The sequence below is a fragment of the Ureibacillus yapensis genome (assembly GCF_003515775.1).
Taxonomy (GTDB): Bacteria; Bacillota; Bacilli; order Bacillales_A; family Planococcaceae; genus Ureibacillus; species Ureibacillus yapensis.
The window spans coordinates 144,587-158,868 of record NZ_QWEI01000005.1 but is presented as its reverse complement, the minus strand read 5'-3'; the positions used below and the strand labels follow the sequence as shown (position 1 = coordinate 158,868).

At 42.2% G+C, this 14,282-nt stretch carries 17 protein-coding genes and 2 other annotated features; all 17 genes read right to left on the bottom strand.

What is annotated here, in order from left to right; all coding sequences use genetic code 11:
- Positions 1-200: 200 nt before the first annotated feature.
- A complete protein-coding gene (rplL, locus tag D1B33_RS11395; protein WP_118876525.1) occupies positions 201-563 on the bottom strand; it encodes a 50S ribosomal protein L7/L12 in 363 nt (120 codons plus the stop codon).
- A 79-nt stretch (positions 564-642) separates the two neighbouring features.
- Complete coding sequence (gene rplJ, locus D1B33_RS11390) at positions 643-1,143, bottom strand: 50S ribosomal protein L10 (RefSeq protein WP_118876524.1); 501 nt, start codon at positions 1,141-1,143, stop codon at positions 643-645.
- Between the two features lie 33 nt (positions 1,144-1,176).
- Positions 1,177-1,322: a sequence feature (ribosomal protein L10 leader region), on the bottom strand.
- A gap of 73 nt (positions 1,323-1,395) precedes the next feature.
- Entirely contained in the window at positions 1,396-2,094 is a 699-nt protein-coding gene (gene rplA / locus D1B33_RS11385) for a 50S ribosomal protein L1 (protein WP_118876523.1), read from the bottom strand.
- 134 nt (positions 2,095-2,228) lie between these two features.
- Complete coding sequence (gene rplK / locus D1B33_RS11380) at positions 2,229-2,654, bottom strand: 50S ribosomal protein L11 (RefSeq protein WP_147370400.1); 426 nt, start codon at positions 2,652-2,654, stop codon at positions 2,229-2,231.
- Positions 2,655-2,858: 204 nt separating this feature from the next.
- Positions 2,859-3,395: a transcription termination/antitermination protein NusG gene (gene nusG / locus D1B33_RS11375; RefSeq protein ID WP_118876521.1), complete on the bottom strand. Its 537-nt coding sequence runs from the start codon at positions 3,393-3,395 to the stop codon at positions 2,859-2,861.
- Positions 3,396-3,607: 212 nt separating this feature from the next.
- Positions 3,608-3,793 carry a preprotein translocase subunit SecE gene (gene secE / locus D1B33_RS11370; protein ID WP_118876520.1) on the bottom strand — a complete coding sequence of 62 codons (186 nt, stop codon included), beginning with the start codon at positions 3,791-3,793 and terminating at the stop codon, positions 3,608-3,610.
- Positions 3,794-3,886: 93 nt separating this feature from the next.
- A complete protein-coding gene (gene rpmG / locus D1B33_RS11365) occupies positions 3,887-4,033 on the bottom strand; it encodes a 50S ribosomal protein L33 (protein WP_118876519.1) in 147 nt (48 codons plus the stop codon).
- Between the two features lie 127 nt (positions 4,034-4,160).
- A complete protein-coding gene (sigH, locus tag D1B33_RS11360) occupies positions 4,161-4,808 on the bottom strand; it encodes an RNA polymerase sporulation sigma factor SigH (RefSeq protein ID WP_118876518.1) in 648 nt (215 codons plus the stop codon).
- Positions 4,809-4,879: 71 nt separating this feature from the next.
- Positions 4,880-5,392, bottom strand: coding sequence for an NYN domain-containing protein (locus D1B33_RS11355; RefSeq protein ID WP_118876517.1), 513 nt, complete (start codon positions 5,390-5,392; stop codon positions 4,880-4,882).
- Between the two features lie 8 nt (positions 5,393-5,400).
- The gene (rlmB, locus tag D1B33_RS11350; protein WP_118876516.1) at positions 5,401-6,153 is read right to left on the bottom strand and encodes a 23S rRNA (guanosine(2251)-2'-O)-methyltransferase RlmB; all 753 of its coding nucleotides are present in this window, start codon (positions 6,151-6,153) and stop codon (positions 5,401-5,403) included.
- Positions 6,154-6,570 carry a Mini-ribonuclease 3 gene (locus tag D1B33_RS11345; RefSeq protein WP_118876515.1) on the bottom strand — a complete coding sequence of 139 codons (417 nt, stop codon included), beginning with the start codon at positions 6,568-6,570 and terminating at the stop codon, positions 6,154-6,156. It abuts the gene before it with no gap.
- A gap of 1 nt (position 6,571) precedes the next feature.
- Positions 6,572-7,975, bottom strand: a complete 1,404-nt coding sequence (cysS, locus tag D1B33_RS11340) for a cysteine--tRNA ligase (protein ID WP_118876514.1) — start codon at positions 7,973-7,975, stop codon at positions 6,572-6,574.
- A 208-nt stretch (positions 7,976-8,183) separates the two neighbouring features.
- Positions 8,184-8,407, bottom strand: a binding site (T-box leader).
- Positions 8,408-8,467: 60 nt separating this feature from the next.
- A complete protein-coding gene (gltX, locus tag D1B33_RS11335; RefSeq protein ID WP_118876513.1) occupies positions 8,468-9,928 on the bottom strand; it encodes a glutamate--tRNA ligase in 1,461 nt (486 codons plus the stop codon).
- Positions 9,929-10,067: 139 nt separating this feature from the next.
- Positions 10,068-10,547, bottom strand: coding sequence for a 2-C-methyl-D-erythritol 2,4-cyclodiphosphate synthase (gene ispF / locus D1B33_RS11330; protein WP_118876588.1), 480 nt, complete (start codon positions 10,545-10,547; stop codon positions 10,068-10,070).
- A gap of 200 nt (positions 10,548-10,747) precedes the next feature.
- The gene (gene ispD, locus D1B33_RS11325; protein ID WP_118876512.1) at positions 10,748-11,431 is read right to left on the bottom strand and encodes a 2-C-methyl-D-erythritol 4-phosphate cytidylyltransferase; all 684 of its coding nucleotides are present in this window, start codon (positions 11,429-11,431) and stop codon (positions 10,748-10,750) included.
- Between the two features lie 29 nt (positions 11,432-11,460).
- Complete coding sequence (locus D1B33_RS11320) at positions 11,461-12,552, bottom strand: PIN/TRAM domain-containing protein (protein ID WP_118876511.1); 1,092 nt, start codon at positions 12,550-12,552, stop codon at positions 11,461-11,463.
- A gap of 220 nt (positions 12,553-12,772) precedes the next feature.
- The gene (gene radA, locus D1B33_RS11315) at positions 12,773-14,149 is read right to left on the bottom strand and encodes a DNA repair protein RadA (protein ID WP_118876510.1); all 1,377 of its coding nucleotides are present in this window, start codon (positions 14,147-14,149) and stop codon (positions 12,773-12,775) included.
- Positions 14,150-14,282 lie beyond the last annotated feature (133 nt).

The following is a 14,282-nucleotide window of genomic DNA, read 5'->3' as shown; positions in this document are numbered from 1 at the left end:
TAAGCGCTGGAGCTAGACAACTTTTGCTTTATGCTTTCATATTCCTAGGAAAGCATAGTTTGTCGCCACCATGCAACAAATCCGTTTTTTCTCATATGGATATCAACGAGGGTTTCCCCTTTTCATCCGCTAAAGAAAAATGAAGAAAGCTCGTCAAATAGACGAGCTTTCTTTTTATTGGTAATAAGGGAAGCGAGAAATTATTTAACTTCGATTGAAGCGCCAACTTCTTCAAGTTTAGCTTTGATTTCTTCAGCTTCTTCTTTAGATACGCCTTCTTTTAATGCTTTTGGAGCGTTATCTACTACTTCTTTAGCTTCTTTCAAGCCAAGACCAGTGATTTCACGTACCACTTTGATTACTTTAATTTTTTGGTCACCAGCAGATGCTAGTACTACGTCAAATTCAGTTTTTTCTTCAGCAGCAGCTGCACCAGCGCCACCTACTACTGCTACAGGAGCAGCAGCTGTTACACCGAATTCTTCTTCGATTGCTTTTACTAAATCGTTTAATTCAAGAACTGTCATAGCTTTGATAGCTTCTAAGATTTGATCTTTGTTCATTATATTTTCCTCCTATATGGATATTATGTTTTGTTAGGCTATTTGCCTTAAGTTTGTTGTTACGAAGTTCAGGCTACTCTTACGCGCCTTGTTCTTCTTTTTGTTCTGCAACAGCTTTTGTTGCAAGTGCGAAGTTGCGCACTGGAGCTTGAAGTACAGATAAAAGCATAGAAAGTAAACCTTCGCGTGATGGAAGTTCAGCAAGAGCTTTCACATCATCAGCTGAAGAAACGCTACCTTCGATGATCCCTGCTTTGATTTCAAGCGCTTCGTTCTTTTTAGCGAATTCATTAATGATTTTCGCTGGTGCTACTACGTCTTCGTTAGAGAACGCAACAGCGTTTGGACCAGTTAAGAATTCGTTAATCGCATCAACACCAACGATTTCAGTTGCACGACGAGTTAAAGTATTTTTGTATACTTTGAACTCAACACCTGCTTCGCGAAGTTGTTTACGAAGTTCTGTAACTTGAGCAACAGTTAATCCACGGTAATCCACTACAACTACTGAAGCAGCCGCTTGGAATTTATCAGCGATTTCTTGTACTTGAACCTTTTTTGTTTCAATTGCATTGCCCATGATTGACACCTCCTATTAGAATGGGTCATTTATACCGACAAAAGAAAAGCCTCTAGCCACAAAAGTAGACTAGAGGCGAAAATTCATCATCTTAAATAGAATCCGATTTCGATGTCCTCGGCAGGGAAAAATTAAGTGCTAGGCACCCCTACTGTCTACGGTACAAATGGATATTCACAACGCCTTCCATCTTACTGAAAAAGAGGGATGTTGTCAAGAATATTCTTTTGATTTTTTTAAAAATAATATATATTATTTTACAACTACGCCAGTTGGATCAATTTTCACTGATGGCCCCATTGTTGTTGTAACATTTACAGATTTCATGTAAGTACCTTTAGCTGCTGCTGGTTTCGCTTTTTGAACAACGTCAAATACAGCTACAAAGTTTTCTACTAATTTTTCTGTATCGAATGAAACTTTACCGATAGGAGCGTGGATGATACCAGCTTTGTCAGCGCGGTATTCTACTTTACCAGCTTTGATTTCATTGATTGCTTTTGTTACGTCAAACGTAACTGTACCTGTTTTAGGGTTTGGCATTAAGCCTTTAGGTCCTAATACACGACCAAGTTTACCAACTTCACCCATCATGTCAGGAGTTGCAACGATTACGTCAAACTCGAACCAACCTTGTTGGATTTTGTTGATATACTCTGCATCGCCTACATAGTCAGCACCTGCAGCTTCTGCTTCTTTGATTTTATCGCCTTTAGCGAAAACCAATACACGTTGAGTTTTACCAGTACCGTTCGGAAGCACTACTGCTCCACGGATTTGTTGGTCGTTTTTACGAGTATCGATTCCAAGTCTGAAAGCAACTTCTACTGTTGCATCAAATTTCACTGTGCTTGTTTGTTTTGCTAAAGCAATTGCTTCTTCAGCTGTATATAAAGTTGAACGGTCAACTAATTTAGCTGCGTCTTGCAGTCTTTTACCTTTTTTTGCCATTATAATTTCCTCCTTGATTGTGGTTATAGCGGAATTTCCTCCCACGAATAGAGGTTGCGCTTGTTCCCTTAGAACTTACCGCAACCTCCAAAAACAAAAGCCTTCATCATCAAGTAAACAGGAATTGCTACGAATTAGTCTTCGATAGTAATACCCATGCTTCGTGCTGTACCTTCAACCATCGCCATAGCCGCTTCAACAGATGCAGCGTTTAGGTCTGGCATTTTTTGTTCAGCGATTTCGCGAACTTTATCGCGTTTAACCGTTGCAACTTTTTTACGGTTTGGTTCACCTGATCCAGATTGGATACCTGCTGCTACTTTAAGCAACACTGCTGCAGGTGGAGTTTTTGTAATGAAAGTGAAAGAACGGTCTTCGAAAACAGTGATTTCAACTGGAATGATTAAACCAGCTTGATCAGCTGTACGAGCGTTGAACTCCTTACAGAATCCCATGATGTTAACACCTGCTTGACCTAATGCAGGACCAACCGGTGGAGCTGGATTCGCTTTACCAGCAGGGATTTGAAGTTTTACAATTTTAATAACTTTTTTAGCCACGAGACACACCTCCTTAAGTCCGTGATGTGGTAATTGGGTCGCCCCTCCCACTCAAATATCTGTCTGTCAGCTAATTGCCGATAACATTAAAAAATTAGATTTGTTGACAAACTGTACTTGGACAGTCTGACCTATGAAATGATAACACTTTTACTTTGTATAAGCAAGTAAAATCTTATCCAAATTATTCAGCGTCTGGAAGAACTAGATTTTTTGGATTTGTTCGAAGTCCAGCTCCATTTTTGTTTCACGGCCGAACATATCGATGCTCACTTTTACTTTGCCTTTGTCCATATCGATTTCTTCCACTTTTCCTTGGAAGTGGGCAAATGGACCTTCGAGCACTTCTACTACTTCTCCAACCGTTACATCCATTTCGCCGATTGCCTTTTTCGAAATACCCATCTGGCGCAATAGACGTTCTACCTCTTCAGGCAATAACGGAGTAGGTTTTGCCCCTCCGCCCGATGAACCAATGAAACCTGTAACCCCCGGTGTATTACGTACAACATACCAGGACTCGTCCGTTAAAATCATTTCAACCAATACATAACCAGGGAAAACCTTGCGCATTACAGTGCGTTTTTTTCCATCTTTTAAATCTGTCTCTTCGTGCTCAGGTACAACCACGCGGAAAATATTATCTTGCATCCCCATCGTCTCAACCCGTTTTTCCAGGTTTGCTTTTACGCGATTTTCATACCCTGAATACGTATGCACTACATACCATCTTTTCTCCATAATGTTGCCGGACTAACCGTCCGTCCCTCCTTCACTTATCACATGCACTTGACGAAGCTTTTAAACCGCTTGAAACAACAGTATAAAAAATTTCTTTAACCTTCGCTATTGTTACACTAAAAACCTTTTCATTTTGTCGTTTATTTTAACGCAAATGAAAAAAACCCGTTAACATTTAAAGACGGGCCATTTTCATAATATTAACATGCATTTTATAGATCAATGTACCAACGGAACAATTCTGAAATGCCTAAATCCACTAACACAAAAAAGAGCGCCATGATCACTACTGTTGTAACTACCACAACTGTATATTTTGTAAGCTCTTTACTTTTTGGCCAGCTTGTCTTTCTCATTTCAGACATAACATCTGAAAGAAACTTCTTAATCTTGCCCATTCTAGCTTAACCTCCGAACAAATCATCTATTCTATGTTTCAATCTAAATTTACTAATTCAAATACCTGAAGCAGCATAATACTTTTCTCGATTTTAACGAGTTTGTCTATGAACTGTATGTTCGTTGCAATGCGAGCAAAACTTTTTTAATTCGAGACGTTCAGTTTGATTTGGTCTTTCCGGAACTGAATAATTTCTCGATCCGCATTTTTCGCAACATAACACGATTTTTTTAGCCATAATAAACATTCACCTATTTCGGCATTTTTACTTCTAAAGACTAACACCTAAACCTTTTGCTGTCAATAAGGGAGGGGTTTTTGCAACAAATGAGCCTTGCATTTCGAAAGTGCAGACTTCGTTGAAGCTAAGTAATTTCACCAATCTCCAGATGGCGTTCCAATTTTCTTTTTACACGCTGCAGCGCATTGTCAATTGATTTTACATGGCGGTTTAACTCCTCCGAAATTTCGTTATACGATTGCCCATCCAAGTACAGGGCAAGAACCTGCTGTTCAAGTTCGCTTAATATTTCGCCAATTTTTTCTTCCAAATGGGAGTATTCCTCACGGTTGATCATTAAATGTTCCGGGTCTTCCGATTCGGAACTTGTGATCACATCCATTAGCGTTCTATCTGATTCTTCATCATAGATTGGTTTATCGAGAGAAACATAGGAATTGAGCGGAATATGTTTTTGACGTGTTGCCGTTTTGATTGCCGTGATGATTTGCCGCGTAATGCAAAGCTCGGCAAATGCCCTAAAAGAGGAAAGCTTGTCTCCCTTAAAATCCCGAATCGCTTTATATAGACCGATCATTCCTTCTTGGACAATATCTTCTTTATCTGCGCCAATTAAAAAATAAGAGCGCGCCTTCGCCTTGACGAACAATCGGTACTTCGTGATTAAATAATCTAACGCTTCGGTATTACCGTGATGCACTTCTTCGATCAGTTGTTCATCTGAAAGGTCTTCAAATCGTTGTAACACTTGAGTTGTATAACTATTTAGCATCGGCCTCACCCCAGAACGTTCGTATTGTGTTAGAAACAGTATAACGGAGTTGGAAAATATAGGTCAATTAGTTATTTTAACCCTCTCCTCCATTTTTCGAAAGCTAATTCAACTTCTTTGGATAATTGTATTCTGGATTTGGGTTTTTCTTTACGGGTTGATTTTACTTCTTGAGAGATATTGGACTGGATGATCGACATTTCTATTTCTAATTCACGAGCAGATTTTCGAAGGGCCCCGTTCCCGAAAATAACATTTTGCTCTGTCATATCGGAAGTAGCTACATAGATTTGTATTTTGCGTCCCTTTAATTCATTTGTTAATTTTTCGATTCGTTCATCTGCTGTTTCATTTTTTCTAGTATAAATGATTTCAACCGCATTTTGTATATAGGTTTGTTGTATTCCCGGCACTTGGTGGGCATCAAAAACCACAATCACTCGCCCGCCCATGGCAGCTTTATATTCTGCCATCAGTTCAAGCAAGCGATTGCGTGCCTCCTCAAAATTCGTATCGCGAAGAGGGCGTAATTCCTTCCAAGCGCCAATCATATTATAGCCATCGACGATTAAAATGGTTTGCATAACCCATCCTATCCGTTCTTCTCTTGGCGTTTGCGGTATACTTCATACATTAAAAGCGCTGCGGCTACCGAAGCGTTTAAGGAATTGACATGGCCAATCATCGGCAAATGGTAAAGAAAATCGCATTTTTCTTTCAGCAATCGACTCATTCCATGGCCTTCACTGCCGATAATAACCGCCAATGGCAAAGTCGCATCCATCTTGCGGTAATCAACCGACCCCTTCGCGTCTGTGCCGGCAATCCACACACCGCGATCCTTTAGTTCATCCACTGTTTGCGCAAGGTTTGTTACGCGGACAACAGGCACATGTTCAATGGCCCCGGTGGATGCCTTTGCGACAACTGCCGTTAATCCAACTGCCCGTCTTTTTGGAATAATAATGCCGTGAACACCAATTGCATCCGCTGTTCTCATAATCGAGCCCAAGTTATGCGGATCTTCCAGTTCATCAAGAATCAAGAAAAATGGATCTTCGTTTTTTGCTTTTGCGGCATCGAATAGATCATCGAGTTCCGCATATTTATAGGCGGCTACGGAAGCAACGATTCCCTGATGGTTTTCGCTGGAAAGCTGGTCCACTTTTTTCTTAGGTACAAATTGAACAAGGACCCCGCGCTCACGGGCCAAATCCAGCAATTCGTTCAACCCCGTTTTTTTGACCCCTTCGGCAACCCATAATTTATTGATTTCCCGGCCTGAGCGAAGTGCTTCCAGCACAGGATTCTTCCCGGCAATCATTTCATTGTTATGTTCACTCATTTAAGAAGCCCCTTTCGACTCTTCAACAATTTTTATGGCATATTCGATCATTTCATCTACCCGGTCATATTGCTTCGTTAAATACAGACTTCCTAAAATCGCTTCAAACCCGGAGCTATTGCGATAGGTTTGAACGTCTGTATTTTTCGGGACCGACCCCGATTTGGCATTGCGCCCTCTTTTAAAGACAGCCAGTTCTTCATCTGTTAGATAATTTTCATCGATCAATCGGTGTATGATCATCGACTGCGCTTTGGCAGAGACATATTTCGTTGCTTCATTATGCAGTCGGTTCGGCTTCGCTCTGCCCATCAAGAGGAGATGCTCCCGAACTTTTTGTTCAAGAACGGCATCTCCCATATAAGCCAAAGCTAATGCATTTAATTGCTTTACATCTTGAATACGGAGTTGGGACATCTTATAAACCCCGTTTCCAGCGTGTACCTTGTCGAGTATCTTCCAAGATGATATTCATACTTAATAATTGGTCGCGAATTTCATCAGACCGGGCAAAATCGCGATTTTTACGAGCCGCATTTCGTTCCTCGATCAACGCTTCAATTTCTTCATCCAATATTTCATCTTCATCAGCCAGTTTAATGCCCAATACATCGCCAAGTACATCGAACGTTTCCAGGAATGTTTTCAAAACATGCTCTTCTGTATTATTTTCGTTTAAATACGTGTTCGCAATCCGTGCTAGTTCGAATAAAGCGGAAATGGCATTCGCCGTATTAAAATCATCATCCATCGCATTTTCGAATTGTTTTTTCACTTCCTGGATTTGCGTTAAATACTCTTCCCCATTATTCGATAAATTAGCCGATGCCGTTAAGCGGTGTTGAAGGTTGGAGTAAGCAGAGCGCAGTCTTTCAAGCCCGCTTTTGGCAGCTTCCACTAAATCTTGCGCGAAGTTAATCGGATGGCGGTAATGCACCGATAACATAAAGAAACGCAATACTTGCGGGTCAATTTGCTGGCGAATATCATGGACCAGAACAAAGTTCCCAAGGGATTTTGACATTTTCTCGTTATCAATATTAATATACCCATTATGCATCCAGTAGCGAGCAAAGGTCTTTCCGGTATAGGCTTCCGACTGGGCAATTTCATTTTCATGGTGAGGGAACGTTAAATCCTGTCCTCCTGCATGGATGTCGATTGTGTCCCCCAAGTGTTCACGCGCCATAACAGAGCACTCAATATGCCATCCTGGACGCCCTTCTCCCCATGGGCTTTCCCATTTGATTTCTCCGGGTTTCGCCGCTTTCCATAAAGCAAAATCAAGCGGATCTTCCTTTTTCTCGCCCGCTTCGATGCGTGCGCCAACTTTCAAATCATCAATTGGTTGGTGCGACAGTTTTCCGTACTCTTCAAATTTGCGTGTGCGATAATACACATCACCCTGCGATTCATAGGCAAATCCTTTGTCGATCAAAACACCGATAAAGGCAATAATGTCGTCCATGTGGTTGGTTACGCGGGGATGGACATCCGCTTTTTGGCAGCCAAGCGCTGTAATGTCTTCAAAATAGGCATCGATAAAGCGGTTCGTTAAGTCGGAAACATCCTCACCCAGTTCATTTGCCGCCTTAATGATTTTGTCATCGACATCCGTAAAGTTGGATACGAATTTTACATCAAACCCTTTATATTGAAGGTAGCGGCGAACCGTGTCATACACAATAACAGGCCGTGCATTGCCGATATGAATAAAGTTATAGACCGTTGGACCACAAACATACATTTTCACTTTTCCTTCTTCCAGCGGGACAAAAGGTTCTTTTTGTCTGGATAAGGAATTAAATATTTGAATTGCCATATTACACTCTCCTTTTTAAAATTAAAAGCGCAAGCGCCCTGCTAGCCCCGACAAGCGCTGGAAGGCCGGAATCGAAAGCATCTTTTCAGCTTTCGACCGAGGGACAGACCGCGCCTCGAGGGGCTGGGCGCTGGAGCTGGACACTAGTAAAAGCGCAAGCGCCCCGCAAAAGAAATAAAAAAAACGCCTCTATCTCTTCATACGAAAAGACAGAGACGCATTTTGCGCGGTTCCACTCTGATTGGAAGCAGTCCGATCGCTTCCCTCTCAAATCGTCCATGTAACGGGGACAAACCGACTCAGCCTACTCCTTTTTCGGCCAAGTACTCAAAGGGGCATTTCCGTAAAACAGCGGTCCAGGTCACTTTCAGCCGATGATGACCTTCTCTAAAAGAACATGTTCTACGTACTTCTCCTTCTCAACGTTTTCAAACCTTTATTTTAAGTATATTCATTTTACAACAGGGGGATGAAAAGTCAATTATTCTCCCCTTACTTTACGTATTTTTCAATGCGCGCAATCGCTTTTTCTTTGCCGATCAAAGCAATGGAATCCGCCAGTTCCGGACCATGCGTTTGCCCCGTTGTTACTACGCGGATTGGCATGAATAAGTTTTTCCCTTTATGGCCCGTTTCTTTTTGCACCGCTTTAATGGCCGCTTTAATAGACGGCGCATCAAAGCTTTCCAATGATTCAAGCTGTGCTTTGAAGGAACTCATCACTTCCGGAATTTGCTCTCCGGCCAATACTTCCTCCGCAGCTTCATCGTAATGGATTTCATCTGTAAAGAATAAACTTGAAAGCTCAACAATTTCCGCACCATAACTCATTTGTGTATGGTACAGGCTGATTAAAGCAGTTGCCCATTCTTGCTGCTCTTCATTTAATTCTTCCGGAAGCAGCCCGGCTTTTTGCAGGTGCGGCAGCGCTAACTCCACAACCTTCTCCAGCGGCTGCATCTTAATATATTGATTGTTCATCCATGTTAGTTTATTTTTATCGAACATGGATGGTGACTTGGAAAGACGTTTTTCATCAAAAATTTCAATGAGTTGTTCTTTTGAGAAGATTTCTTCTTCCCCTTCCGGTGACCAGCCTAAAAGTGCAAAGAAATTAAACATGGCTTCCGGCAAGAATCCAAGGTCTTTATATTGTGTAACGAATTGAATAATGGATTCATCACGTTTTGATAATTTTTTGTGGTCTTCATTTACGATTAAAGTCATATGGCCGTATTGTGGATATTCCCAATCGAATGCATCAAAAATCATCATTTGTTTTGGTGTGTTGGATAAATGCTCTTCCCCACGGAACACATGCGTAATATCCATGAAATGATCGTCAAGAACAACGGCATAGTTATATGTCGGAATTCCATTTGCTTTTACGAGTACCCAATCACCGATGTCTTTTGATTCGAATGTTACCTCACCACGTACTAAATCCGTGAAACGGTATGTTGTATCAGCAGGAACGCGCATACGAATTGTGTGCGGAATTCCTTCTGCTTCTTTTGCCGCTACCTCTTCTTTTGTTAAATGGCGGCATTTCCCATCATAAGTTGGTGCAGCAACCCCTCTTGCTCTTTGTGCTTCACGGGAAGCTTCCAGTTCTTCGGAAGTACAGAAACATTTATAGGCAATTTCGCGCTCAAGCAATTCCTCAGCGTGTTTTTTATATACATCTAAACGTTCCATTTGGCGGTATGGTGCGTACGGTCCACCGATATCGATTGATTCATCGGGAATAATGCCCAACCAACGCAAGTTATCAAGCTGGGACGCTTCCCCGCCCTCTACATTACGTTCGATATCCGTATCCTCAATACGTACGATAAATTTCCCGTTGTGGTGTTTAGCAAATAAGTAGTTAAATAACGCTGTCCGTGCTCCGCCAATGTGTAAAAATCCAGTCGGACTCGGCGCATAACGAACGCGAACTTCCTTCGTCATATCTAAATGCCTCCTATAGTGATTCAGTTATTTTAGTTCTTTTAGTGAATTCTTTCCTTAACCTTGTACATTTTACCACCCGCTCGCAAAAATAGAAAGCAGCGTTAGCCAGAGTGATACTCGCGTTTCCTAGTTGCTGTTATTGCTTTTTAATCAGCAAAATCGTGGCCATGGCCGCAATGCCTTCTTCGCGCCCTGTAAAACCTAACTTCTCGGTAGTAGTCGCTTTCACATTTACCTGCGACGGCTCTGCTTTTAAAAGCTCGGCAATTCGGTTGCGCATCGGTTCGATATAAGGAGCCATTTTTGGTCGCTGTGCCATGATGGTACAATCTACATTCCCCAGTACGTATCCTTTTTCCTCGACGATTTTCCAAATATACTCCAGCAACTTTGCACTATCCGCATCTTTAAATTCCGGATCTGTATCAGGGAAATGACGGCCAATGTCTCCTTCCCCAATTGCACCAAGTGCCGCATCGGTTACTGTATGTAATAATACATCTGCATCTGAATGCCCTAAAAGCCCACGTTCATGAGGAATTTCAATCCCGCCTATAATTAACGGACGTCCCTCTGCAAATGCGTGAACGTCAAATCCTTGCCCTACTCGAAACATAGTCCTGCTGCTTTCCTCGATTGAGTTACCGATTTTGCAGCATTCACCTTCCTTTACAATATAATGTTTATCTACCATAACCACTTCATATCTTAACATATTCCCCAATAACGTTGGATTGCAAGCAGGGGCATTCCGCTTTCTCCAAGAGATGAAAAGCCCGCCAACCTAAAGTTAACGGGATATTTTCAACACTTGCATTATAAGGCGCGCTTCCTTAAAATCGCTTCGCCCAGCACCAAATCTTCTTTTGTTGTCATTTTTAAGTTATCATAGCTGGCTTCAACAATATGAACAGCATGCCCAAGGCGTTCAACCAGCATCGCTTCATCCGTGCCCAGGAATCCAACCTTTTCTGCAACGTCTTCAGCCTCAGCCAATAAATTAAATTGGAAGGCCTGGGGTGTCTGGATCATCCACAAGCTATCACGATCGATTGTTTCAACGATGACTCCATCACGCACTTTTTTCATGGTATCCTTTGCTCTTACCCCTGCAATGGCTGCACCTTTTTCAGAGGCTGCCTCAACCAATCGGGCAATGATAGGTTTTGTAATGAACGGTCTGGCAGCATCATGGACAAGTACAATTTCCACTTGCTGCATCTCTTTCAGGCACGAATGCACGGAATGCTGCCGTTCCTCGCCGCCATTTGGCAACCCTTTCACTTTTGTTATATGAAATTTCTTCAGCAACTGCTGGATAAAGCCTCGTTCTTCCGGTTTGACTGCAAGCCAAATGCCGGTGCAATTTTCGTCATCCTGAAAGACTTCCAATGTATGAATCAAAATCGGTTTATCTTCAAGCAAGAGAAATAACTTGTTTTGGCCGGCACCCATCCGCTTTCCGCTTCCTGCTGCGGGGAGCACTACTTCATATTGCATATTCTCCACTTCCTAATCCTTATGCCACATTAAGCTACTTGATCTTTTGGTTTAGCAAATATCATGCGTCCTGCCGATGTTTGGAGTACACTTGTTACGGTTACAGCAATCGATTGCCCGATAAAGCTTCGGCCGCCTTCCACAACAATCATCGTTCCATCATCCAAATACGCAACGCCTTGATTTTGTTCTTTTCCATCTTTGATCACGACCACCTGCATATCTTCTCCCGGAATAACCACCGGCTTCACGGCGTTTGCAAGATCATTGATGTTCAGCACTTGAACATGGTGCAAGTCGCACACTTTGTTTAAGTTGAAATCGTTTGTCAAAATTTGTGCGCCCATTTTTTTGGCAAGCCGCACCAGCTTTAAATCCACCTCTTGCACATCTTCAAAGTCTTCCTCTGAAATTTGGACCGTGGTTGCCCGTTCGTCTTGCAGCTTCTTCAGCATATCCAACCCTCTACGGCCTCTTGTACGCTTTAATGTGTCCGATGAGTCGGCAATATGCTGCAGTTCCGTTAATACAAACTGAGGCACAATCAATGTCCCTTCGATAAAGCCCGTGGAAGAAATATCAGCAATGCGGCCATCAATGATGACGCTTGTATCAAGCAGTTTATAAAGCTGCTTTGTTTCTGCTAATGCGCCGCTCGATTCGGATGATTTTTTCTTTTGTGATGGATTCGATTTTGAAAACATCTGGCTGAGTTCATCGCGTTTTGCAAAGCCAAATCGGAACCCTAAATACCCCAGCAAAATGGATAAAAGAATAGGCAATACCTCTGTGACAATTGGGATTTGGATTCGTTGAACAGCAAAGCCGATTAAGTAAGCGACAATCAAACCAACAATTAACCCCAACGTTCCGAACAATAAATCGGCTGCCGGAATTTTAAATAAAATACCTTCCATCCAAACAATGAGCTTTACGAAATAATCCGATAATGCAAATGATAAAACGAACAATAAAAGTGCTCCTAATGCTACCGATACATATGGATTGTTAAGCCATGGATTAGATGATAAATTAATGAATTCGTATAATGGCGGTAAGAAAACAAAACCTAACGCTCCCCCGATCAATAAAAAAGCAACTTGAATCACTCTTTTTAACATGCCAACACCTCCTTTTCTTATTAATTATACATAGTTCACAATAGCTTTGCGTTATGTTAGGCTCCAAAATTTTCGCATTCAAGAGAAAAACATTTTTGAAGCAAAAATTTAGTGTGTAAATTAGAGTATGTTCTATTTTTACCCAAAATTAAAAGGAAAAATGCCCATATATAGCAAAATTGAATATACAGGCATTATTTTTCTTTAGGCTGCTTCTATACTATAAATCCGAAAAACACGCTCTCAATGCTTCGTTGATCGTTTCCACACCAACCACTTGAATCCCTTGAGGATAATCCCATCCTCCCTGGTTGGAAGCTGGGATAAAAACACGTTGGAATCCTAGTCTTGCCGCTTCTTGCACCCGCTGTTCAATCCTTGATACACGGCGAACTTCTCCAGTTAATCCGACTTCGCCAATAAAACAGTCCGTGGCCTTTACAGCCTGATCTTTAAAGCTTGATACAATCGATGTTAACACTGCCAGGTCTATTGCCGGTTCATCGAGTTTAACGCCACCCGCCACTTTAATATAAGCATCCTGCGCTTGCAATAGCATGCCCATGCGTTTTTCCAGCACAGCCATTAACAATTGTACGCGGTTCTGGTCAACTCCTGTCGCCATCCGTTTCGGATAATTAAAGCTTGTCGGTGTTACGAGCGATTGAATTTCAACCAAGATTGGTCTAGTTCCTTCCATGGAGGCAACAATCGTTGAACCTGCCGACTCATATGTTCGTTCTTCCAGGAACAATTCGGAAGGGTTCAAAACTTCTTTCAGTCCAGCTTGGACCATTTCAAAAATGGCAATTTCATTCGTTGAACCGAAACGGTTTTTTACGCTTCGCAAAATTCGGTACGTATGATGGCGTTCCCCTTCGAAATAAAGAACCGTATCAACCATATGCTCCAATAAACGAGGGCCTGCAATTTGCCCCTCTTTCGTCACATGTCCTACCAAGAAGACGGCAATTCCTTGTGTTTTGGCAATGCGCATCAACTCAGCCGTACATTCACGCACTTGAGAAACACTTCCTGGAGCGCTCGTTACTTCTGGATGGTAAATTGTTTGAATCGAATCGATAATCACGAACTTTGGCCGCACTTCTTCAATCGTTTGATTGATCGATTCCAGATTCGTTTCAGAATAGATGTAAAGCTCCGGCGATTGAACGCCTAAACGCGATGCACGAAGCTTTGTCTGGCGCATTGATTCCTCTCCCGATATGTACAAAACGCGGTGCCCTTTATTTGAAAGAAGGGCAGATACTTGCATTAACAGGGTGGACTTCCCAATACCCGGATCCCCGCCGATCAGTACGAGCGAACCCGGCACAATTCCTCCACCCAACACACGGTTTAACTCTTCCATTTCCGTTGTCACGCGCGGTTCTTCCGAAGTTTCTATATCAATGATAGGCGTCGCTTTTTGAGAAACCGCCTTGGAATGCTGAAAAGCCCCTCTTGGCCCCTTGGTTACTACTTCCACTTCCTCAACAAACGTATTCCAGCCCCCACAGCCCGGGCAGCGCCCCATCCATTTTGGAGATTCATAGCCACAGGAATTACAACAAAATTTCGTTTTCTTTTTTGCCATCGTGTCTCTCCTTTTAAGTTAGTTCCTAGATTAATTGTACATGACAACACTTCAAACTGCCTAACGATACACAAATTCCGGCCCCATTATTTTAACAGCAGCAAAAGCAACCTTTAATTTACACACTCGACTC

Excerpts from the sequence above, each read along its gene's own strand:
- rplA (WP_118876523.1), bottom strand. The coding sequence starts at position 2,094 with ATGGCAAAAAAAGGTAAAAGACTGCAAGACGCAGCTAAATTAGTTGAC.
- D1B33_RS11320 (WP_118876511.1), bottom strand. The coding sequence starts at position 12,552 with ATGTTAAAAAGAGTGATTCAAGTTGCTTTTTTATTGATCGGGGGAGCG.
- ispD (WP_118876512.1), bottom strand. The coding sequence starts at position 11,431 with ATGCAATATGAAGTAGTGCTCCCCGCAGCAGGAAGCGGAAAGCGGATG.
- rplJ (WP_118876524.1), bottom strand. The coding sequence starts at position 1,143 with ATGGGCAATGCAATTGAAACAAAAAAGGTTCAAGTACAAGAAATCGCT.
- ispF (WP_118876588.1), bottom strand. The coding sequence starts at position 10,547 with ATGTTTCGAGTAGGGCAAGGATTTGACGTTCACGCATTTGCAGAGGGA.
- gltX (WP_118876513.1), bottom strand. The coding sequence starts at position 9,928 with ATGACGAAGGAAGTTCGCGTTCGTTATGCGCCGAGTCCGACTGGATTT.
- rplL (WP_118876525.1), bottom strand. The coding sequence starts at position 563 with ATGAACAAAGATCAAATCTTAGAAGCTATCAAAGCTATGACAGTTCTT.
- D1B33_RS11355 (WP_118876517.1), bottom strand. The coding sequence starts at position 5,392 with ATGCAAACCATTTTAATCGTCGATGGCTATAATATGATTGGCGCTTGG.
- radA (WP_118876510.1), bottom strand. The coding sequence starts at position 14,149 with ATGGCAAAAAAGAAAACGAAATTTTGTTGTAATTCCTGTGGCTATGAA.
- rpmG (WP_118876519.1), bottom strand. The coding sequence starts at position 4,033 with ATGGCTAAAAAAATCGTGTTATGTTGCGAAAAATGCGGATCGAGAAAT.
- sigH (WP_118876518.1), bottom strand. The coding sequence starts at position 4,808 with ATGCTAAATAGTTATACAACTCAAGTGTTACAACGATTTGAAGACCTT.
- secE (WP_118876520.1), bottom strand. The coding sequence starts at position 3,793 with ATGGGCAAGATTAAGAAGTTTCTTTCAGATGTTATGTCTGAAATGAGA.
- nusG (WP_118876521.1), bottom strand. The coding sequence starts at position 3,395 with ATGGAGAAAAGATGGTATGTAGTGCATACGTATTCAGGGTATGAAAAT.
- D1B33_RS11345 (WP_118876515.1), bottom strand. The coding sequence starts at position 6,570 with ATGTCCCAACTCCGTATTCAAGATGTAAAGCAATTAAATGCATTAGCT.
- rlmB (WP_118876516.1), bottom strand. The coding sequence starts at position 6,153 with ATGAGTGAACATAACAATGAAATGATTGCCGGGAAGAATCCTGTGCTG.
- cysS (WP_118876514.1), bottom strand. The coding sequence starts at position 7,975 with ATGGCAATTCAAATATTTAATTCCTTATCCAGACAAAAAGAACCTTTT.